At 55.6% G+C, this 21,761-nt stretch carries 21 protein-coding genes; 15 read left to right on the top strand and 6 right to left on the bottom strand.

The window, feature by feature from the left end; translation table 11 throughout:
• Positions 1-18: 18 nt before the first annotated feature.
• On the bottom strand, positions 19-1,032 hold the full coding sequence (locus tag BUB60_RS16545; protein ID WP_073081497.1) for an aldo/keto reductase: 1,014 nt from the start codon (positions 1,030-1,032) through the stop codon (positions 19-21).
• A 275-nt stretch (positions 1,033-1,307) separates the two neighbouring features.
• Here BUB60_RS16545 and BUB60_RS16540 point away from each other — a divergent pair, with 275 nt between their 5' ends.
• From BUB60_RS16540 to BUB60_RS16465, 15 genes are all read left to right on the top strand, one after another.
• Positions 1,308-2,522: an MFS transporter gene (locus tag BUB60_RS16540; RefSeq protein WP_073081495.1), complete on the top strand. Its 1,215-nt coding sequence runs from the start codon at positions 1,308-1,310 to the stop codon at positions 2,520-2,522.
• A gap of 184 nt (positions 2,523-2,706) precedes the next feature.
• Positions 2,707-3,954 (top strand): MFS transporter, encoded by a 1,248-nt coding sequence (locus BUB60_RS16535; protein ID WP_073081493.1) that lies wholly within the window; start codon positions 2,707-2,709, stop codon positions 3,952-3,954.
• A 126-nt stretch (positions 3,955-4,080) separates the two neighbouring features.
• Positions 4,081-4,797, top strand: coding sequence for a LytR/AlgR family response regulator transcription factor (locus BUB60_RS16530; protein ID WP_073081491.1), 717 nt, complete (start codon positions 4,081-4,083; stop codon positions 4,795-4,797).
• A 313-nt stretch (positions 4,798-5,110) separates the two neighbouring features.
• Positions 5,111-6,073 carry a sensor histidine kinase gene (locus BUB60_RS16525; RefSeq protein WP_159435449.1) on the top strand — a complete coding sequence of 321 codons (963 nt, stop codon included), beginning with the start codon at positions 5,111-5,113 and terminating at the stop codon, positions 6,071-6,073.
• A gap of 243 nt (positions 6,074-6,316) precedes the next feature.
• Positions 6,317-6,913 (top strand): DUF4878 domain-containing protein, encoded by a 597-nt coding sequence (locus BUB60_RS16520; protein WP_073081486.1) that lies wholly within the window; start codon positions 6,317-6,319, stop codon positions 6,911-6,913.
• Between the two features lie 29 nt (positions 6,914-6,942).
• Positions 6,943-7,344, top strand: a complete 402-nt coding sequence (locus tag BUB60_RS16515) for a hypothetical protein (protein ID WP_143162392.1) — start codon at positions 6,943-6,945, stop codon at positions 7,342-7,344.
• Positions 7,345-7,520: 176 nt separating this feature from the next.
• A complete protein-coding gene (trmB, locus tag BUB60_RS16510) occupies positions 7,521-8,171 on the top strand; it encodes a tRNA (guanosine(46)-N7)-methyltransferase TrmB (protein ID WP_073081629.1) in 651 nt (216 codons plus the stop codon).
• A gap of 13 nt (positions 8,172-8,184) precedes the next feature.
• Positions 8,185-9,561: a Mur ligase family protein gene (locus tag BUB60_RS16505; RefSeq protein ID WP_073081483.1), complete on the top strand. Its 1,377-nt coding sequence runs from the start codon at positions 8,185-8,187 to the stop codon at positions 9,559-9,561.
• Positions 9,558-10,268, top strand: coding sequence for a hypothetical protein (locus BUB60_RS16500; RefSeq protein WP_073081480.1), 711 nt, complete (start codon positions 9,558-9,560; stop codon positions 10,266-10,268). Before BUB60_RS16505 ends, BUB60_RS16500 begins: the two co-directional genes overlap by 4 nt.
• A gap of 601 nt (positions 10,269-10,869) precedes the next feature.
• Positions 10,870-11,721 carry a DNA-3-methyladenine glycosylase family protein gene (locus tag BUB60_RS16490; protein WP_073081473.1) on the top strand — a complete coding sequence of 284 codons (852 nt, stop codon included), beginning with the start codon at positions 10,870-10,872 and terminating at the stop codon, positions 11,719-11,721.
• Between the two features lie 115 nt (positions 11,722-11,836).
• Positions 11,837-13,342, top strand: a complete 1,506-nt coding sequence (locus tag BUB60_RS16485) for an IMP dehydrogenase (protein ID WP_073081469.1) — start codon at positions 11,837-11,839, stop codon at positions 13,340-13,342.
• 240 nt (positions 13,343-13,582) lie between these two features.
• Positions 13,583-14,299, top strand: a complete 717-nt coding sequence (locus tag BUB60_RS16480) for an NAD-dependent protein deacylase (protein WP_073081464.1) — start codon at positions 13,583-13,585, stop codon at positions 14,297-14,299.
• Between the two features lie 37 nt (positions 14,300-14,336).
• Positions 14,337-15,059 carry an alpha/beta hydrolase gene (locus BUB60_RS16475; RefSeq protein ID WP_073081461.1) on the top strand — a complete coding sequence of 241 codons (723 nt, stop codon included), beginning with the start codon at positions 14,337-14,339 and terminating at the stop codon, positions 15,057-15,059.
• 90 nt (positions 15,060-15,149) lie between these two features.
• Positions 15,150-15,542 carry a DUF2500 domain-containing protein gene (locus tag BUB60_RS16470; protein ID WP_073081458.1) on the top strand — a complete coding sequence of 131 codons (393 nt, stop codon included), beginning with the start codon at positions 15,150-15,152 and terminating at the stop codon, positions 15,540-15,542.
• 380 nt (positions 15,543-15,922) lie between these two features.
• The gene (locus BUB60_RS16465) at positions 15,923-16,468 is read left to right on the top strand and encodes a GNAT family N-acetyltransferase (RefSeq protein ID WP_073081454.1); all 546 of its coding nucleotides are present in this window, start codon (positions 15,923-15,925) and stop codon (positions 16,466-16,468) included.
• Between the two features lie 350 nt (positions 16,469-16,818).
• Here BUB60_RS16465 and BUB60_RS16460 read toward each other — a convergent pair whose 3' ends face one another.
• Genes BUB60_RS16460 through BUB60_RS16440 form a run of 5 tightly spaced genes read right to left on the bottom strand, consistent with a single transcriptional unit; the run spans position 16,819 to position 21,676 of the window.
• Positions 16,819-17,595, bottom strand: a complete 777-nt coding sequence (locus BUB60_RS16460; protein WP_073081451.1) for an EFR1 family ferrodoxin — start codon at positions 17,593-17,595, stop codon at positions 16,819-16,821.
• Between the two features lie 16 nt (positions 17,596-17,611).
• Positions 17,612-18,613 carry a GGGtGRT protein gene (locus BUB60_RS16455; RefSeq protein WP_073081448.1) on the bottom strand — a complete coding sequence of 334 codons (1,002 nt, stop codon included), beginning with the start codon at positions 18,611-18,613 and terminating at the stop codon, positions 17,612-17,614.
• Positions 18,614-18,625: 12 nt separating this feature from the next.
• Entirely contained in the window at positions 18,626-19,318 is a 693-nt protein-coding gene (locus BUB60_RS16450) for an iron-sulfur cluster assembly scaffold protein (RefSeq protein WP_073081445.1), read from the bottom strand.
• A 40-nt stretch (positions 19,319-19,358) separates the two neighbouring features.
• A complete protein-coding gene (locus tag BUB60_RS16445) occupies positions 19,359-20,969 on the bottom strand; it encodes an ABC transporter permease (RefSeq protein WP_073081441.1) in 1,611 nt (536 codons plus the stop codon).
• Positions 20,966-21,676 (bottom strand): ABC transporter ATP-binding protein, encoded by a 711-nt coding sequence (locus BUB60_RS16440; protein WP_073081438.1) that lies wholly within the window; start codon positions 21,674-21,676, stop codon positions 20,966-20,968. Before BUB60_RS16440 ends, BUB60_RS16445 begins: the two co-directional genes overlap by 4 nt.
• Between the last annotated feature and the right edge of the window lie 85 nt (positions 21,677-21,761).

Here is a 21,761-nt window from a genome sequence, read left to right as displayed (position 1 = left end):
GCTTTCTGTGTCCATACGTTATTTTGTGATAAACGTCCTGTAATCCTTCAGGTTTTCGGCCAGGAGAGCGGGGGTGTCGAGGCCGTAGGGGCAGTGGTTTTTGCAGTGGTCGCAGTGGACGCACTCCTCGATGCGCCGCATGTTTCCCTGCCATTCCTCGCTGAGATAAGCGGCCGCCGGCGCCCGGCGGATCAGGAGCGACATGCGGGCGCAGGTGGGGATTTCGATATTCTTCGGGCAGGGCAGGCAATAGCCGCAGCCCCGGCAGAAGGAGCTCCCCAGCGCCGCCTTGTCCTGCGCGATCACCGCGCGCATCTTCTCGTCCAGGGCGGGCGGGTTTTTGTCGTAGGCGAGGAATTCGTCCAGCTCGCGCTCCCGCTGGATGCCCCAAATCGGCAGGACGTTGTCGAACTGGTTCAAAAAGGCGTATGCGGCGGCGGAGTTTGTGATAAGTCCGCCGGAAAGCGCCTTCATGGCGATGAGCCCGATACCCAGCTCCCGGCATCGGTTTACAAAAGCGATCTCCTCGTCGGTGGCGAGGAAGGAGAAGGGATACTGGATCGTTTCATACAGCCCGGACTCGGCGGCCTCCCTGGCCAGAGCCAGCCGGTGGTTGGTGATGCCGATGCGGCGGATCTTGCCCTGGGCCTTCGCCTCCAGCATCGCCTCGTAAAACCCCGTCCCGTCGCCCGGCTTTGGGCAGAAGGCGGGGTTGTGGAACTGGTAGACGTCGATATAGTCCGTCTTCAAAAGCTTCAGAGAAGTGTGCAGCTGCGACCAGAACTCCTCGACCTTCGCCGACATCGTCTTCGTGGCGATGAAAATCCTGTCCCGGACGCCGCTGAGGGCGTATCCGATTTTTTCCTCGCTGTCGGTGTAAAAACGCGCCGTATCGAAAAAGGTGATGCCGTTGTCAAAGGCTTTATGCAGGAGCCGTGCCGCCTCGTCCCTGCCGATCCGTTGGATAGGCAGCGCCCCGAAGCCGTTTTTGTTTACCGTGATGCCTGTTTTTCCTAATGTCATCTGCGCCACTGTCGTCGCCGTCCTTTTGTTTGTTTTCCGATATTGTAACGCCGCGCCCCTGTAAAAATCAACCTATCCGCCGTATGTCACAAGGGCCCCAGAAAAATAGACAAAACACGTCATATAATTGTGTAAATAGTGCATAGATGGCGTGCGGTAGAGTCATTATAATAAAATATAGAGAAATATCGTATTAAGTCGAATCCGCATAGTTCTTTTCGCCGAGCACACAGCCACGAAAGAATCGGTCGCGTGGCTGTGTCTATTTTTTAGGAGGCACGCGCATGGCCAACATGTCCAAGCAAAAAAAGCTGCTGGTTATCACCATTCTCTGCATCTCGGTGATCCAGATGCCTTTCATGGCGCTGATGCCGGCGATCGCCGGTATGGCGCAGGTCTTTTCAGACCGGTCTCTTTCCGAAATCCAGACGGCGGTTTCGCTGTCAAGCCTGATCTCCATGGTTTCGTCGCTGCTCTCGGCGGTTTTGATCGGCCGCCGGCTGATCTCCAAGAAGACAGCCGTCCTCTCCGGCCTGGTCATAGCGATCCTCACAAGCGTCGCGGCCATTTTACTGCACACGCAGTTCTGGCACCTGTGCGCGTTTTCCGTCATGCTCGGGCTGTCCATGGGCTTTTTCATCCCCGCCACGGCAAGCATCATGTTCGACGCGCTCAATGAGGAGGAGCTGCAAAAGGTCACCGGATACCAGACGTCCTTTACCAATATCGGCGGCATCGTGATGAGCGCCGTCGGCGGCGTTTTGACGACGCTTGTCTGGTATGGCGGTTATCTGGCGTTTCTGCTGATGATCCCGGTGGCGGTCCTGGCGGCCGTCACGCTGCCCGGCAAGAAAACCGCGGCGGGGGACGATAACGGCGTGCCGCGCAAAAGATCAAAGCTGCCGGGCGAGGTCGCGTATTACGGCGTGCTGCTGTTCCTTTTCATGATGATTTACAACGTCTGCGGCAATAACGCGTCGACGCATCTGGCGGAAAACAGCATCGGCAACGCGGCCACGGCCGGGCTGGCCTCCGCGGTCCAGATGGCCGGCGGCGTCGCCTCGGGCCTCGTCTTCAGCAAGCTCTCGGCAAAGTTCCGGGATTACACGATCCTTTTCGCGTTTCTCGCCATCTTCGTCGGGCTGACGGTCCTTAATCTCGGCCACGCCTCGCTGACAGCCGTCTTTGTCGGCATGTTTATCGTCGGCTCGTCGCTGAGTATGATGGTGCCCCAGTGCATGTTCGCCGTCTCCCGGTGCGTGGACCCGTCGAACTCCTCGGCGGCCACGACGATCGTCTCCTGCATCGCTCCGGGCGCCGGCGCGTTCCTGTCGCCGGTGGTGTTCACCAACCTGACGATGTGGCTGGGCGGCGCGTCCACGAATTTCAGATATCAGTTTGTCGCCATTGCGGCCCTGGTGGTGGGCGTCGCCATCGCGCTGAACACGATGCGCCTGGAGAAACGCGCGCACTCGTCGCCGCTGTCGGCCAAAGAATAAGAGCACGGCAAAAAAACGGCAGGCAGCCCCTGCCGTTTTTTTATGAATCACCTATGGATTTTTATGACCCTGTCATATATAATAAGGCCAATTGGATTGTAACAAAGCAGCCATAAGGCTGCGGCAGGCACAGCGACGATGCGCGGAGCGGAGGGCTGTGCCCGTTTTTTTGAGGAGGGCCTTCATGGCAAAAATGTCCAGGCGCAACAGGACCATTTTTTTAACGGTGATGGCCGCGGCGCTCATGCAGATGGTGCAGTTCGCGCTGACGCCCGGCATCGCGCGGATACAGACGGAGGTCTTTCCCCAGTACCCCCTGTCCGTCATCCAGACGGCGCTGACGCTCCCAAGCCTGTTTTCCATTGTGTTTTCCCTTGTTTCATCGTTCATCACCGGAAAAGGGTGGGTATCCAAAAAAGCCTGCGTCGTCATCGGCCTCGGGTTCATCACCGTCACGAGCTTGGTGGCGATGCTCTTTCACACCCAGTTCTGGCATCTGTGCATGTACAGCATCCTGATCGGCACGGGCATGGGCTTTTACATCCCGACCTCTGCGAGCATCATGTTCGACAACTTCAACGAGGAAGAGTGCCGGATGAGCGTCGGCGCCCAGTCGTCGTTCATCAATCTGGGCGGTATCATCATGAGTGTCGGCGGCGGGATGCTTGCCAGTCTCGTGTGGTTTGGCGGCTATCTGATGCTGCTGATCGGCGTGCCGATCGTGATCTTCTGCTTTATCGGTATCCCCAACGACAAAAAAGAAAAAGCGGCGGCCCCTGCCGCTGACCCGGCGGGCCAGAGCGGGAGAAAGCGCCGTGGGGCGGCCATTCCGCTCGATATCTTTTATTACGCCGTCATCACGTTTATCTTCCTGATGATTTACACGGTCTGCGGCACAAACATTTCCAGCCACCTGCAGGCCGCCAACGTCGGCAATACCGCCACGGCCGGCATCGCCATAGGCGTCCAGATGGCGGGCGGCGTCTGTATGGGCCTTCTGTTCAACAAGGTCTCGGCAAAGCTCAGGGACTATTCTCTCGCCCTGGCATTTGTTATCGTCTTCGTGGGGTATACGATCATCAATCTCGGGCAGCGCTATCTGGCCCTGGATTTCATCGGCATCTTCATCACCGGCACGGCCATCAGCATCATCGTCCCGCAAACGCTGTTCTCCACCTCCAGCCGCGTCAACGCCGCCAATTCCGCCGCGGCTACGGCCATCGTCAACACGATTTTCCCCGGCCTCGGCAGCTTCTTCTCGCCCGGCGTGTTTACAACGCTGACGACGGCCCTAGGCGGAGATTCGACGAGCTTCCGCTATGAATTCGTCGGCATTGTGTCCCTTTTCTTCGGCGTCGTCCTCGTGGGCACGACGCTTTACCGGTCCCGGAAGGAGCGGGAAGGAAGAAGCTCGGCGGAACCGGCGAACTGATCCGCCAAGCCCCTGTGCCCCGCAGATTAATAATGCTATAAAAAAGGGCGGCATTGCAGATGCCGCCCTTTTGTGTCGATTAATAGAATGAGGGTTTTTAGAAAATATTGAAAAGGGTGACACAAAATGTATCGCGTCGCTATATGCGATGATGAAATGACGATCTGCGCGCAGGTCGAGCGGATGATTATGGATTACGGCAAATCAATATCCGAGGAAATGGAAATCGATGTATACTGCTCCGGAGAAGAATTGTGTAAATTTCTGCGTTCCGGCGCCGAATACGATATTTTATTTCTGGATATCGAATTCAAACAGCTGAACGGTGTTGAGATAGGCGAAAAAATACGCAACGAGCTTGGCAATGAAACCATGCAGATCGTGTATATATCCGGAAACCAGAGCTACGCGATAGAATTGTTTAACATCAGGCCCCTGAATTTTCTGATAAAGCCCCTTGAGTCCGATAAAGTCATCAATGTGCTTAAAAAAGGGATGGAGCTGTCCGCAAAGAAATGTAAGTACTTTACTTATAAGCAAGGCCATGTCACAAAGAAAAAACTGATTGAGGATATCCTGTACTTTGAAAGCATCAACAGGCAGGTGAAGATGACGGCGTCGGCGGAGGCGGTCGTTTTTTACGGCTCGCTGTCAGCCATATTTTCTCAGCTGCAGGCATGCCGTTTTTTTTATATACACAAGTCGTACCTGATTAACTATAACCATGTTATTGAGTTCAGCTATGATCATTTGGTGATGTCGGATAAAACCGTGCTGCCGATCAGCCAGTCAAAGCGGAAAGAAGTAAGGGACCTGCAGATTAAAATTGAAAAGGAAAGATAAGATGCAATTATCGAATATTCAATTTGGGGTTCTTCTGCTGATGATCCCGGATACTTATGTATATTATAAATATATGACGTATCTGTTCGGCGCCCCTTATGTGCGCAAGGGAATAACGCTGCTGTCTTATACGGGCTATTATCTGGTATTATCCGTTCTTTATTTATTTTTCAATATTCCGCTTGTTTTAATAGCGTACAACATCGTCATTTGTACCGGAATAACTTTTTTGTACCGCGCCTGTTTCACAAAGAGAATTTTAGCCTCCGTTTTATATTGTCTGATACTGACATGCATCGAATTTGCATATTTCATGATTTTCGCGCACACGTCGTCGGTACGTGCCAGATCCTTTTCGGAGGGGGCTGTCTGGCAGGCCGTCGTCGTCAAGCTGACGGAGTATATCGCGGCTTATATTTTAGCCATTTTTTTAAACAAAAGAAATGACGTATACCTGCCGAGCTTATTGCGGTTCAGGATAACTCTCGTTCCAATCGTTTCGCTGTGCGCCATCATCATTTTCCTGCATTTTAATATCGGCGTACAAAAAACCATCGTTCTCATTATGATTATATTGATCATCAATATTGCCGTGCTCCTTTTATATGTTGAAATATCCGCGGAGTATGCGGATAAATACCAGCATCTGATCATAAAAAAGCAAAACGAATACTATGTCCATCAGTTCGAGCTCATGAATGAATCCATAAAGCTCAGAAACGCGGAAAAGCATGATTTCAAGAACCATTTATCCGTGATTTCGGCGCTGATGCAGAAAAATGAACAGGAGGAAGCAGCAGGCTATATAGACAAGATCATAGATGTCTATAAAAGTGTCAGGGAGCCTCATAACTCCGGTAATTTGGTTATCGACAGTATTCTTAATTATAAAACGCAGGAAGCGGCGCAGCACGACATCAAGATCAACGTGGGCCTGAGTATTCCGGAAAATCTCCAGGTCAATTCCTTTGATATGACCACGATATTGGGGAATATTTTAGACAACGCCATCAACGCCGCGAAAAAGCTGCAAAAAGATAAATTCATCGACCTGAAAATAAGATATGATAAAGGTCGGCTGCTCATTAAAATCGACAACCCTTTCAATGGTGAAATCAAATACGAAAATAATAAGCTGGTCACGCTGCACCCCGACACGGAGGACCATGGGATCGGGCTGAATAATGTAAGAACAGTCCTGGAAAAATACGACGGAACCCTCGAAATCGAGCACACGGATAACCTTTTTTCGGCAAGCCTGATGCTGTTCGTTTGAGCTGGTCCTGAAGCTTCATATGTGCCGGAAACGCTCCTTTTTTGGTTAAGAGCCTCGGGCTTAACCGGAAAGGAGTTTTTTTGTTAAGGACAACCCGATTTCCGAAACCGATTCTGCCGTCTGTGAATCTTGGTTTACTACGAGAAAACATATAAGTTTCGACAATTTTCGGCACGGATAAATAATATGGGATAACATCTGTAAACGATTTAGTCAGAAATTTTGTTAAGGTGGTACATACCCATGAAGAAGCTCTTTCACTCGTCTAGATACTTGTCCCTTCTGATCGTTTTCGTGCTGATGATCTCCGTTTCGGCCTGCTCGGAGCCGAATTATCCCAAGCCGGAGGAAAGCGTCAAGGGCTTTTTTGACGCGTTGAGCAAATCCGACCTGAAAACCGCGGAAACGTACACCGCTTCCGGTTCAGCCTCCGGCCAGTTCGATTTTTCGGATTCGGAGGAAGAAAAAATTGCGCAGCTGATGCTTGCCAAAACGGGCTATGAGCTCGTCTCCTCGGAGGAAAACGGAGACAAAGCGACCGTCAAAATCAAGGTGACGAGCCTGGATATGTCGGCGATATTTGAAGCGATGATGACGGACCTTATCGATCAGATGACGGAAGCCGCCTTCAGCGGCGAGGAAATCACGGACGAGCAATCGCAGGAAATGACAATGAAATATCTGGAGGAAAGCATGTCCAAGTCCGACGCGCCCGTTCAGACAAACGATCTTACCGTGACGCTGAATAAGGACAAGGGAAAGAAAATGTGGGTCATCGTGGATGACGACACCTTCCTGAACGGCATTACAGGCAATCTCAACGAGATGCTTGAGCAATAATTCTTAAAGGTTTTATTAGAGGAGGATTTATGAGGATCGCAGTACTTATTTTAGTGATTCTTGGCGCGGCGGCTTCTTTTATACTTGGCATCAAATGGCTGTCGGATTTCAGCGCTTACAAAGCCGAAATCGCCGCCGTCAGTGAATTGTCGGAGGAAATCAGCTCAGACCCGGAAATCGCAAAGGCCATGAAAGATGTGGTGACCCTGAAGAATTGCGCCTATGTGCTGCTTGCCGGCGGAATCGTTGCCCTGGCGGCGGTATTCCTGATGGGGAAGTTAGGGAAGATTTCCGCCGTCATTATATTAGCGGCAGGCATTGTCCCCGCGTTCTTTTCGCCGATGTCTCTGGCGTTCACCTGGCTGTTGCTGCTTGGCGGTATCCTGGCTTTCTTTGTAAAGCCGAAAGTACAGGCCGTACAGGCCGAGTAGCGTACGCGCCGCATCCGATAAGCGGCATACTGTGTTTTTCCAAATACAGAATATAAAAATGCATCAGGGGCTGCTGAAGCTTACCAACGGATTCGGGGTAATGTATTCGGCAGCCCCGCCTTTTTGTTTGCGCTGATGCGGCGCTTATGCTAAAATACTGCAAGGTGATTCTTTATATGCGGATGAGAAAAAAGCCCAATATGCCCCAGCGCACCGAAAGGTGCGCCGCCGTACATATCACGGCCCCGGAGGCGTACCGGGGGCAGTGGCTAAAAAAGCTCCCCGGATACCGGCAGGTGCACCTGGAGATCGGGTGCGGCAAGGGGAAGTTTACGGCGGAGACGGCCTTGTCGCTGCCGGATACGCTGCTTATTGCCGTGGAGCGGGTGCCGGAGGCGCTCATCATCGCCATGGAGCGCGTTGTCCGTGACGAGATACCGAATGTCCGTTTTATCGAATCAGACGCGTCGAGGCTCCCGGAGCTTTTCGCCCCCGGGGAGGTTTCGCGCATCTATATCAATTTCTGCGACCCGTGGCCGAACAACGGCCATAAGAAGCGGCGGCTGACCCACGAAAACTTTCTGCGGCTCTACAGGGAGGTCCTTGCCCCCGGCGGCGAAATTCACTTCAAGACCGACAACAGGGGCCTGTTTGAGTTTTCCATCGGGGAGCTGACCCGGGGCGGCTTCGAGCTTATGGAGGTCACCCGGGATCTGCACCGGGACGGCCCCGTGGGCGTCATGACGGACTATGAGGCAAAGTTCTGCGCCCAGGGCGTTTCAATAAACCGCTGCGTGGCGAGACTTAAGGATAAGAGTATAGATTAAAGAAGGCGGAGTCATGGGAAGAGTAAGATTTCTGATTGCATTGTGGGGGGCCAAGTGCGCGCGCCTGGCGCTGAAGCTTCTGCGCCGCAACGCCACGTATTTCCCCGGTTTCCTGGCGCTGAAGCTGTGCCCGAATTTCCTCAGGTACGTGGGCAAGCCGAAAAAGATCGTCGCCGTCACCGGCTCCAACGGGAAAACGACGGTGTCGAATCTGTTAAACGACGTGCTGACAGGGCGAGGCCACCGTGTCCTTAACAACCAGCTGGGCTCCAACGTGGCCGCGGGCATCGCCACGAGCCTGCTCTCCGGCTGCACGCTTTTCGGAAAAACAAAATACGATATGGCCGTCCTTGAGGTGGACGAGCGTTCCTCCAAGCGGATTTATCCGTATGTGAAGCCCGATTACCTCATCATCACGAATCTCTTTCGCGACTCGCCCATGCGCAACGCCCACCCGCAGTACATCGCCTCGTTCATCGAGGGCACCGTGCCGGCCGCGACACGCCTTATATTAAACGCCGACGACCTCATTTCCAGCGGCATCTGCCCCGAAAACCCCCGCGTCTACTTCGGCATCGACAGGATGAAGACGGACGTCACCAAATGCGTCAACCTCATCAACGACGTCCAGATCTGCCCCGTCTGCTGCGGCGAGCTGGAATACGACTACCGCCGGTACCACCACATCGGCAAGGCCCACTGCACGGACTGCGGCTTCAAGTCCCCGGAAAGCGACTATTTCGCCACCGACGTGGATACCGAGGCCATGACAATGACCATCACGGACAAGGACGGCGGCATGTCCTACCGGCTTTTGAGCGACAGCATCTTTAACATCTATAACGTATTGACAGCCGTTGCGGCGCTCCGGGAGCTGGGGCTCACCCACGAGGAGATCAAAGCCGGGCTGGACAAGACAAAAATCGTGGAAACCCGCTTCAACGCCCAGAAGGCCGGAGACGTCACCGTCGTCATGCAGATGTCCAAGGACAAAAACGCGCTGGCCGGCTCCAGGGCCTTCGATTACATCAGCGGCCTGCCGGGGAAAAAAGAGCTCATCCTCATGATGAACTGCATCCACGACCAGCAGCACTGGTCGGAAAACGTCACCTGGCTGTACGACTGCGATTTTGAGTTTTTGAACAACGAGAATATTACCCGCATCGTGGCCACGGGCCCCCGGGCGAAGGATTATTACCTGCGCCTCCTCTTCGCCGGCGTCCCGGAGGAGAAAATCCGCTGTACGCTCAGCGAAATGGACGCGCCGGCGCTCCTTGAATACAATGCCGGCGAATCCGTCTGCCTCTTTTACGGGACGGACGCCCTGGACCTCGTTTACAGGGTGCAGGGCAAAATCAAGGCGCTGGCGCAGGAGGCATCGGGCCGATGAAAATTGAAATTTTATATCCGGAAATCTGCTATCTGTACGGCGACCTTATGAACGTGGAGTATCTTCACCGCTGCCTCCCCGAGGCCGAGCTCGTCCGCACGTCGCTGAAAACGCCGCCGGCGTTCCTGAGCGGCGATGTGGACATGATCTGTCTCTGCTCCATGACGGAGCGGGCCCAGGAGCTGGTGATCGAGGCCCTGCGGCCGCACAGGGAGAAAATCATCGAGCTTATCGATAGCGGCACCGTATTCCTCGCCACCGGCAACGCCCTGGAGATTTTCATCAAAGACATCGAAAACGAGGACGGCAGCAAGCTCGAGGCCCTGGGCCTGTTTGACCTCACGGCAAAACGCCGGATGCTGGACCGGTACAACGCCCTGTATCTCGGCAAATTCGGGGATATCGACATCGTGGGCCTCAAGAGCCAGTTCGCCCACGCCTACGGCGACGGCGGGGACGCCCTCTTTGAAACGGTCCGCGGCGCCGGCAGGAACCCCGAGGCGAAGCCCGAGGGCCTCCGCAAAAACAATTTTATGGCCACCTACGTCCTGGGGCCGCTCCTCATCATGAACCCGCCCTTTACAAAATACCTCCTGGAGCTCCTGGGCGCCGGCGACCGCCCTCTGGCCTACGAACAGGCCGCCATGGACTCCTACGAACTGCGCCTGAAGGAATACTCCGACCCCAAGCGCGGCTTTATCTATTAAGAGGACAAGCGAAGGCGAACACAGTTCGCCCCTACGGCGAGATATGCCGCGTCGGGGCGCTCGGTGTCCGCCGCCCGTTCTCCGCGGCCCCTATGGTTTGCGCATCGACCCGTAGGGCGGGGGCTTGCTCCCGCCGCGCCTGTCGGCGCGGCGGCGCTGTTTGGGTGAGCTTCAGCGTGTCGTCCTTCAACCGGTCCGGCCCAACCTTTAACAAGATAGCTTTTCTGGCCAATTCAGGCGTTTCTTTGGCGCTCTCAGGCGAGGGAGACGCCGCCCTCTGTGTCCTGCTGTACAAAGCAAGGTCGAATGTAGGGGCGCTTCACGAAGCGCCCGCCGTTTCCTCGCCCCCTGATGATGCGGCTGTGAGACGGCTTTTTGTCTGCGGATTTCCGGCAATCGTATGTTATAATGAGCTTAACCCCGAATACGCGATCCCGGAACTCAGCAAAAAAATATATATAAATATACGCGCATTTGCCCGCCCCGAAGATTAGAATCCAGTAATTGCAACGATTTGCAGCTTATAGGACTCCTCAGTTATTAACACTTTTGTAACAAACCAAGGTCAAAACACAGTCAAAACGGCCCAAAAGGTATCGATATGAAGTATTTTCAACGCGAAAACGAGGTAGAAATCGCCGATATCGGCGATTTTGAGCCGGAAAAGATATTCGAATGCGGCCAGTGCTTCCGCTGGAACGCCGACGAGAGCGGTGCCTATACCGGCGTCGCCATGGGGAAGGCCTCCCGGGTCCGGAAATCGGGCGGCAGCATCCTTATTTCCGGGACGCTGGAAGACTTCGAGACAGTCTGGCGCGGCTATTTCGATCTGGACCGGGACTATGGGGCCATCGGGCGCGCCCTCAGCATCGACGATTATATGGCCGATGCCGTCCGCTACGGCGCGGGCATCCGCATTTTAGAGCAGGACAAGTGGGAGGCGCTGTGCTCCTTTATCCTGTCCCAGTGCAACAACATTCCCCGCATCAAATCGATCGTCGAAAAATTCTGCGCGCTTTACGGCACGCCGGTTTTATTTGAGGGGGGTACATATTACACCTTCCCCACGGCGGCGGCGACAGCCGCGCTTCGGGAGGAAGACCTGTCGCCGATCCGCTGCGGCTTTCGCGCGTCCTCTCTGCTGGAGGCCGCCCGGGCAGTGGCGGAGGGGACTGTCGATCTTGAAAAGCTCTCGCGGGGTACGCCGGAGGAAGCCGCCGCGGCGCTGAAAAAGCTCAGCCGCGTCGGCGACAAGGTCGCCAGCTGCGTCATGCTTTTCGGGCTCCACATGCTGGACGCGTTTCCGGTGGACACCTGGATGAAAAAGGCGCTTGGCGAGCAGTATCCCCAGGGTCTGGACCCCGCCGTTTTCAGCCCCTGGGCCGGCATCGCCCAGCAGTACATGTTCCACTACAGGCGCTGCGGGACAGGTCGGAGAAAAAATACGGCATAATGACGGGGCCGGCTTCCGGCCCGGCAAGACAACTTTTTCTGTTGACAACGCCCAAACCGGTGCTTATAATAGGCAAAAGCCCCAAAAATCAACCGTATAAGGAGGAGTGGTCGGTATGGCCTTTATATTTAACGAACCGTCGCACACATTCAGCGAGTACCTGCTCGTTCCGGGATATTCGGATGCAAACTGCATCCCGGATAATGTGAGCCTGCGGACGCCGCTTGTCAAGTTCCGCAAAGGAGAGACCCCGGCGCTCCGTATGAATATACCGATGACGTCCGCGATCATGCAGGCGGTGTCGGACGATAAGATGGCCGTCGCGCTTGCAAAGGAGGGCGGCGTTTCTTTTATCTTCTGTTCCCAGTCCATCGAGAGCCAGGCGGCCATGGTGGCCCGGGTCAAGTCCTATAAGGCCGGCTTTGTCGTCAGCGACTCCAACATCCGGCCGGACGCCACACTCCGGGACATTCTGGAGCTGAAACAGAAAACGGGCCACTCCACAGTGGCCGTCACGGAGGACGGGACGCCCTCCGGCCGCCTCGTCGGCATCGTCACCAGCCGCGATTACCGCGTCAGCCGCATGACGGGGGACGAGCTGGTGGGCAGCTTCATGACGCCCATTGAAAAGCTCGTCACGGCCCCCGCCGGGACGTCTCTCCGGGAGGCCAACGACATCATCTGGGACCACAAGCTCAACGCCCTGCCGGTCATCGACGCGGGCGGGCGCCTTGTGCACATGGTCTTCCGCAAGGACTACGATTCCCATAAGGAAAATCCGCTGGAGCTCCTGGACAGCCACAAGAAATACGTGGTCGGGGCCGGCGTCAATACCCGCGATTATGAAGAGCGCATCCCAGCCCTCCTCGAGGCGGGCGCCGACGTTTTCTGCATCGACTCCTCCGAAGGCTTCTCCGAGTGGCAGAAGCAGACGCTCCGGTGGGTGCGCGATAAATATGGCGACACGGTAAAGATCGGCGCCGGCAACGTGGTGGACGGCGAGGGCTTCCGCTTCCTGGCCGAGTGCGGCGCGGACTTTATCAAGGTCGGCATCGGCGGCGGCTCCATCTGCATCACCCGGGAGCAAAAGGGCATCGGCCGCGGCCAGGCGACGGCGCTCATCGACGTGGCCCAGGCCCGGGAGGAATATTTTAAAGAGACCGGCGTGTACATCCCGCTCTGCTCCGACGGCGGCATCGTCTACGACTACCACTTCACTCTGGCTTTGGCCATGGGCGCGGACTTCCTGATGCTGGGCCGGTATTTTGCCCGGTTCGACGAGAGCCCCACCAGCAAGGTCAGCGTCGGCGGCAGTTATATGAAGGAGTACTGGGGCGAGGGCTCGGCCCGGGCGAGGAACTGGCAGCGCTACGACCTGGGCGGCGCCCAGAAGCTCTCCTTTGAGGAGGGCGTCGATTCCTACGTGCCCTACGCCGGCAGCCTGAAGGACAACGTGGGCCTCACGCTCAGCAAGGTCCGCTCCACCATGTGCAACTGCGGCGCCGTCAGCATCCCCGAGCTGCAGGAGAAAGCAAAAATCACCCTCGTCTCCGCCACCTCCATCGTCGAAGGCGGCGCCCACGACGTCCTGCTGAAAGAAAATACGGTGAATTCAAAATAATCGTCAGGGGCGGCCGCCGGCCGCCCCTGAAATATTCCGGCCAAAAATATCCGGCGGGTCTTGCCCCCGCCGGCCCGGCGTTGTATAAATAAAGTAGAAGGATAGAAAACGACTGGCGGACAAAGCTCGCCCCTGCGCCAAACCGCAAATACCCGCAGGGGCGATTTGTGATCGCCCGAAACGGGGCATGGGGCGCGGCTCCCATATCTTTGTTGGGCGGGCTATTGAGGAGGGTCTATTATGGACGACAAAATCCAAACGCTGAAAAAGTGGATCGACGAGAGCGACAACATTGTGTTCTTTGGGGGCGCCGGCGTGTCGACGGAGAGCGGGATTCCCGATTTCCGCAGCGTGGACGGGCTGTACAGCCAGAAATACAAGTACCCCCCGGAGACCATCATCAGCCACTCGTTTTTCATGGCCGAGCCCGAGGAGTTTTACAGGTTCTATCACGACAAGCTGATTTACAGGGACGTGAAGCCCAACAGGGCGCACACGCGCCTTGCCGAGCTGGAAAAAGAGGGCAAGCTGCGCGCCATCGTCACCCAGAATATCGACGGGCTGCACCAGCTGGCCGGGAGCAAAAAGGTCCTGGAGCTGCACGGCTCGACCCATCGGAACTACTGCATGAGCTGCGGAAAGGCCTACGGGTATGAGGCGGTCGCCGATACGGACGGCGTGCCCCGGTGCGCCTGCGGCGGCATCATCCGCCCCGACGTCGTCCTCTATGAGGAAGGGCTTGATGACGACGTGATGAGCGACGCCGTGTATTTTATCCAAAAAGCCGACGTGCTGATCGTCGGCGGGACGTCCCTCGTCGTCTACCCTGCGGCTGGGCTTATCAATTATTACCGGGGCAGCAAGCTTGTGCTGATCAACAAGGGCGCCACGGGATACGACTCCCGCGCCAATCTCCTGATTTCGGAAAAGATCGGAGAGGTCTTCGCCCAGGTATAACGCGCCAGTCCCTTGTGCTTTCGGGATGGAGGATGCCATGGAGACGAAAAAGAACATAAAGCTCAAAATCGCGCTGGTCTGCGTTCTGGCCTTTCTCATCGTGCTCATCGGCGGGTTCTATATCTATACCCTGAGCTATTATCGGGCCGACAGCACAGCGGTCGCATCCATGACGGCGGCGGACGTGATGATCGACAGGCGGGGGAACGATATCATCTTTCGCCCGAGCCCTGATAAGGACCTGAGCACGGCGCTGATCTTTTATCCCGGGGGCAAGGTGGAGTACATCGCGTACGCCCCTCTGCTGGAGCAGCTGACCCGGGAGGGCCTCACCTGCGTCCTCGTCAAGATGCCGTTCAACCTGGCGTTTTTTAATCTAAGCGCCGCGGACCGTGTTTACGAGCTCCTGCCGGAAATCAAAAACTGGTACATCGGCGGGCACGCGCTGGGCGGCGTGATGGCCAGCAGCTACGTCTGGAAGGACTCGACGCACGTCAGGGGGCTCGTCCTCCTCGGGGCGTATCCGTTTACCTCCTCCAGCCTCCCAACCCTCGCCGTGTACGGCAGCGAGGACGTAAAGCTTGAAAAGAAAAAGCTGGAGGGCGTCAAGAACGTGGTGGAGATCATGGGCGGCAACAGCGCCGGCTTCGGCAATTACGGCGACCAATTCGGCGACGGCACGGCCACCATCACCCGGGAGGACCAGCAGGCACAGACTGTCAGGGCCGTCATGGACTTTATCGGCAACAAAAACAAATAGCCGGGCACCTCCGCTCGTGGGAAATAATGGACTTCGCCGGCGGCCGATGATATCATGGTTACGGGATTTATATAAAGTGGGAGTGATATTATGGGATTTCTGCCCTTCAGCGGATTTGGGCTGTTCAGCATCATACCGACCCTCGTCGTCCTCATTTTTGTCGTCGTCCTTGTGATGCTCATCGTCCGCGCGGTACAGGGCGCAGCGCAGTGGAAGAGAAATAACGATTCTCCCGTCCTGACGGTCGACGCCGCGGTGATCACAAAGCGGGCGGACGTGCAGCATTATCAGAATACCGGGACGGACAACATGACGACATTTTCCTCGTCCACGACGTATTACGCGACGTTTGAGGTCCCCAGCGGGGGCCGCATGGAGCTCAGAGTCCGCGATTCCGAGTATGGAATGCTGGCGGAAGGCGACCGGGGAAAGCTCACCTTTCAAGGAACGCGATACCTGGGCTTTGACCGGGAGAGAAGCTGAAAAGTATAAACCAATGACTGTGTAGCTTTTTTCATGTTTAAGTAAATGATTCTTATCTTCCATTCTTACGTAAGTGAATCTGTTCTATCATCTTGCAATGTGGAAAATCAGCTTCTAGTTGATTTATTTATTAAAACCTGATAAAATAACTTTGCTTGTCAGAGGACTTGTAATCATTACTGGTTATTTAAGTGGGATAAGGCTTGAAAAAGTCTTCTCCCACTTTTTTGTTTTTAGCCCAATGCGCCAAGTCTCTATTCCGATAGAATTTAGGTTGACGGCACCAAATGCTTCCATAGTCAGCATGATTACAATCAGCCCGGAAATATGAAAAGCATTGTACGTTTTAAATGATTTAAAATTAACAGGAGAAAAAGGACATGTATATTGAAACCGCCAGAATTATCATCCGAAATTTTGAAGAAAGGGATACGGCAGGATTGTATGAATATCTTGCTGCACCACCTGTAAACTGCTTTTATAGTGAAAAAGTAAATTCTTATGATGAGGCTGCAATAAAACTAAAAGAAAGACAAAAGGTGGGATTTTTCGGCAATTGTTATGCAGTTTGTTTGTGCGACTCAAACTTTATTATTGGTGAAGTGTTTGCAAAAAAAGAGGGTTCTGATACTTATAGCGTGGGATGGAACTTTAATCTGAATTATAGTGGAAAGGGATATGCAACAGAAGCGGCCGAAGCACTGTTCAACTACCTCTTTGAAAAAGATGCCAGAAGAATTTATGCCTATGCAGAGGATGATAATATCCCATCGCAAAAACTTTGTGAACGGTTGGGAATGAGAAAAGAGGGTCTGTTTCTTGAGTTTATATCCTTTATAAACAACCCCGATGGAACTCCGCATTATGAGAATACATATCAGTATGCTATTTTAAAAAAAGAATGGAAAAACACATCTTTATTGTAGAAATATACGACTTGGGCTTTAACCTTATCTGGGCGCTGCACTTTGTAAGATGCAGTTTGTTTTGCCGCCGCTATGATTGCAGCTATATTGTACTAATGACACAAAAAGCAAATGACCGAAAAGTGCTGAAATTGTAATGCTTTTCGGTCGTTTTTCTTTTTGGGGATAGTTGTTATGTATACCTCGAAATCGGAGAAAACGGGCCAAAACGGCCGGATTCGGTGTATGATGACAGTCAAGATCCCAGCAAATGGCATATGTACATAGTAGCTATCCTAAACTATTCAGGAATTGCTTCGTATCCTCTGCCATTAACTTAATGACATTGGCCGCGCGGCCTGTCTCTTTTTCTAGTCGTAGGTGTTTCCCGCCGGCGGTTTGGCGTTGGGGTTCACATAGCGGCCTTTATTCTGAGTGTCCTCCCCATATTGCACAGCCCCGGCGGGGCAGCGGTGGAGGCAGGCCAGGCACATGGTGCAGGTGCCTTCCCATAGGGGGCGGCCGTTCTCGTCCGCCTGGATGCAGCGCATGGGGCAGAGGGACATGCAAAGGCCGCAGGCGGTGCACTTTTCGTCGGCGGTGAGCTTGCTTGTCTTCTTCGCCGAGCTGATCGTCTCCATCGGCATGTAAAGGTCCTTGGGCGTCCCGGTATCGACGGCGCCCGGCTTTTTCGCGATGACGGCGGCGATAATGCGCTCCAGCGTCCTGTCGGCGTTCTTCAGCATGCTGTCCAGCCGCGCCGGGGAGGGCACGTCGGACCAGATGATGAAGTTATCCGGCATGACGAGATCGAAGGAGCCGCTGAAAGTGATCCCCTTGGCGTTCAGCAGCGCGTTCAGCGCCGCCGACTCGCTCCCGGAGCTCTCTCCGCAGGTGAACACGCCGTAGACAAACTGCCCGGCATAGCCCGTCAGCTTCAGCTGCTCGATGAATTTTGCGACGGCGCCCGGCAGCGTCCAGGCAAACGTCGGGACGACGAAGCCGAGGCAGCCGTCTTGTGAAATGTCAAAATCAAAGCGCCCGTCCCGCAGGGCAGCGCCGATGGAGACGAGCCTATCGCCCGTGGCGGCGGCGATTTTCTCCGCGGCGTACTGGGAGTTCCCTGTGGCGGAAAAATAAAAGATCATAAAAATCTCTCCTTGCCTATTTGCTCAGAGCTTTGGCAACGGCCACCGCGCAGGCCACTGTGGCGCCCACCATGGGGTTGTTGCCCATGCCGATGAAGCCCATCATCTCCACGTGGGCCGGGACGGAGGAGGAGCCGGCAAACTGGGCGTCCGAATGCATCCGGCCCATCGTATCCGTCATGCCGTAGGAGGCGGGACCGGCGGCCATGTTGTCGGGGTGCAGCGTGCGGCCCGTGCCGCCGCCGGAGGCCACGGAAAAATATTTCCTGCCCAGCTCCTGGCGCTCTTTTTTATACGTGCCGGCCACGGGATGCTGAAAGCGCGTGGGGTTTGTGGAATTGCCGGTGATGGAGATGTCCACATTCTCGTGGTGCATGATGGCCACGCCCTCGCGGACGTCGTCGGCCCCGTAGCAGCGCACGGCGGCGCGTTCGCCCTTTGAGTAGGCGAGCTCCTCCGTGATTTTGAGCGCGCCCGTGTAATAGTCAAAGGCCGTCTTGCAGTATGTAAAGCCGTTGATGCGGGAGATGATCTGCGCGGCGTCCTTGCCCAGGCCGTTTAAGATGACGCGGAGCGGCTTTGTACGGACGGTGTTGGCGCTCCTGGCGATGCCGATGGCGCCCTCCGCCGCGGCAAAGGACTCATGCCCGGCCAGAAAGGCGAAGCACTCGGTTTCATCGGAGAGGAGCATGGCGGCGAGATTGCCGTGGCCGAGGCCGACCTTTCTGTCCTCGGCCACGGACCCGGGCACGCAAAAGGCCTGGAGACCGAGGCCGATGGCCTTTGCCGCGTCGGCGGCGGAGGCGCAGCCCTGAGTCAGGGCGATGGCCGAGCCGGCAGTGTACGCCCAGCCGGCGTCCTCAAAGCAGATGGGCTGAACTTCCCTGGCGGTGGCGTAGGGGTCAAGGCCGTACCTTTCACAGATCGCTTTGGCTTCCTCGATATTCCTGACGCCGTGCTCGGACAGGGCGGCGTTAATCTTTTTGATCCTGCGCTGATAGCTTTCAAACAGTTCCATAATAACGCCTCCTTATTCCTGCCGCGGGTCTATGCAGCGGGCCGCCTCGTCAAAGCGGCCGTACGTGCCCGTGGCTTTTTTCAGCGCCTCGTTGGCGTCCATTCCCTTTTTGATAAAGTCCATCATCTTGCCCAGGTGGATGAACTCGTAGCCGATGATCAGATCGTCCTTATCCAGCGCCATGCGACTAATATAGCCCTCGGCGATCTCCAGATAGCGGGGGCCTTTTTTGAGCGTGCCGAATGTGGTGGCCAACTGGCCGCGCATACCCTTGCCCAGGTCCTCCAGGCTGGCGCCGATGGGCAGCCCGCCCTCGGAGAAGGCCGTCTGTGTCCGGCCGTAAACGATCTGGAGGAAGAGCTCGCGCATGGCCACGTTGATGGCGTCGCACACAAGGTCGGTGTTCAGCGCTTCCAGGATCGTCTTGCCCGGGAGGATTTCGGCCGCCATCGCCGCCGAGTGGGTCATGCCGCTGCAGCCCACCGTCTCCACCAGCGCCTCCTGGATGACGCCGTCCTTGACGTTCAGCGTCAGCTTGCAGGCGCCCTGCTGCGGCGCGCAGCCGCCGACGCCGTGGGTCAGGCCGGAAATGTCCTCGATCTTTTTGGCCTTGACCCATTTCCCCTCCTCGGGGATGGGGGCGGGCCCGTGGTTTGCGCCTTTGGCGACGCAGGTCATCTGTTCTACTTCATGGGCGTAGTTCATAGCGATGCTCCCTTCAGTATCGTTGCAAGATTATATAAAATCAATTGGTCAGCGCTTCGAAGCGGCGGCTGCCGCCATTTTTGAGGTAGCCGTACAGCACGCCCGATAAGACCGCGAACAGCGCGGCGCAGGCGGTCAGATACAGCTCGATGGTCAGGACGCCGGAAAAGACAAAGACATACAGGAGAATCAGCGCCGCCATGAACGCCATGGAGCCGAACATGGTGATCAGCACGCTGACGCCCTGCTTGATCGGCTGCAGCTCGTTGAGCCAGTCGAACCTTGGGAACTGGAGATTGATCACCACGCCGAACAGGGCGACCAGGAGCGTCAGCAGGGCCGGCACCACAAGGATCAGGAAGAATTCCAGCGGATTGACCTGCAAGGCAATGGCGCAGATAAGTCCTGATACGACGGCCGGGATGCCGCTGACAGTCAGGTGCATCCGGACCTTTGCCATCAGAACGTCCAGCGGCAGAACGGGCAGGCTCTTGGCGATCCACAGACTCTTGCCCTCCAGTGACACCGACGGGGCGGAGGCGGAATTCAGCGACGAAAGGACACAGAGCGCCGTGATGACGAGCGTGGCGGCAGAGAGCGGCAGCCCCGATTTGTTGAAGGTATCCAGCAAATCCAGCACCGCGCCGCGGTTGATGACGAGCGCGACCGCGCCCACGAGCATGAACGCCCCGCCCAGCGCCGAGTTCAGGATATACATCGGATTCGACCAGAAGTGGCGCAGCTCCTTATTGGCAAACGCGGTGCGCACGCCGGAGACCTTCAGCGCTCTCTCCTTGTATTTGACCTTTGCGGCGCCGCGGTTTGTGGTGGCGAGCTTTATAAAGTTTGCCGACAGGATGAGCATCATGATGACGAACGGCGCCAGGACGCAGAGGAGGAAGAGCAAAAGGCTCAGCAGATTGCCCTGCTCGATGGCGATACCCAGGTGGTATATCGGAAAAAGCGATGTCCGGGCGGTCTCGGAGAGCTGCCCCACATTCTGTATCAGCTGGTTGAGGTGGCCCGTAATGTTGGAAAAAATCTTGAAATACGCCACAAAGAAAGCGAGGGTCAGCACCATCGTCACCATGTTTTTGTTGCGCAATCTCGAGGTCAGCAGCGCGATGAGCCAGGCAAAAAAGCTGGCGAAGGCCAGAGAGGCCAGCGGCAGCGCGAGCACGGCGATGAAGAAAAACAGAATCCCGGCCGCTGTGACCGGCTGGGATATGACCCAGACGATAAACGCCGGCAGGGCGACAAACGCGTCAAACAGGTATTCCAGAATGAGAAGGGAGGCCAGCCGGCCCGTCAGGATGGCGGACGGCTTCACCGGCAGGGAGAGCAGCAGCTCGTTGTCCTTGGCGGTAAACAGCTGCGACTGGGCGGCAAATATGCTGCCCACAAAGCATAGGGCAAAAATGCCGATGCCCATAAGTGAAAAATAAAACCAGCCGAGGCCCATTGAAAAGAGCGGCCCGCTGAGCTGAAAAAACGTCACCGCCGACACGCCCATGAACGCCCCGATGATATAAATAACGAGGAGCGCGATAAGAACCAGGATGACCGGGTTCTTCCTTTTTTGATTTCTGTTTCGTATAAACATCCTGGAAAAGAGCGCCCGGATGTTGAGGGCAATCAGCTTTCGGGTCATTTCTGCTCCTCCAGCTCCAGGAAGACGGACTCCAGCGACGAGTTGCCCTTGACCTCCTCCATCGTCCCCGAGACGACCAGCTTGCCGTTTTTGATGATGGCGACCTTGTCGCACAGCTTTTCGGCCACCTCCAGCACGTGGGTGGAGAAAAAGATGGCGCCGCCGGCGTTGCACATGTCGCGCATGATTTTTTTGAGCTGATGGGAGGCCACGGGGTCGAGCCCCACAAAAGGCTCGTCCATGATCATGAGCCGGGGCTCGTGGATGAGCGCGGAGATGATGGCCAGCTTCTGCTTCATGCCGTGGGAATAGGCGGAAATCGGCTGGGCCAGGTCGCCCGTCAGATCGAAGATGCCGGCATATTTATGGATGCGCTCCTGCCGGACGCTTGCCGGAACGCCGAAGACGTCGGCGATGAAATTAAGATATCGGATGCCCGACAGAAATTCGTACAGGTCCGGATTGTCGGGAATATACGCAAGGCTCCGCTTGCAGCCCAGCGGGTCGGCCCTGACGGATTTGCCGTCGACGAAAATCTCGCCGCTGTCAAACTGCAGAATACCGCAGACCGATTTGATCGTCGTTGTTTTGCCGGCACCGTTGTGACCGATAAAGCCGTAAATTTCGCCGGGCGTGATATGCAGCGTCAGGTCGTCAACGGCGCGTTTATTGCCGAATGTTTTTGTCAGGTGGTTGATTTTGAGCATGTAAAACTCCCCCAGTCAAGTCATATTACCATAATTGCCGTAAAAACCGCAACCGGAACAACGTCAGTATTATACGCTGGAAGCG

The organism is Sporobacter termitidis DSM 10068 (genome assembly GCF_900130065.1).
GTDB lineage: Bacteria > Bacillota > Clostridia > Oscillospirales > Oscillospiraceae > Sporobacter > Sporobacter termitidis.
This window is presented reverse-complemented; position numbering and strand designations above follow the sequence as displayed.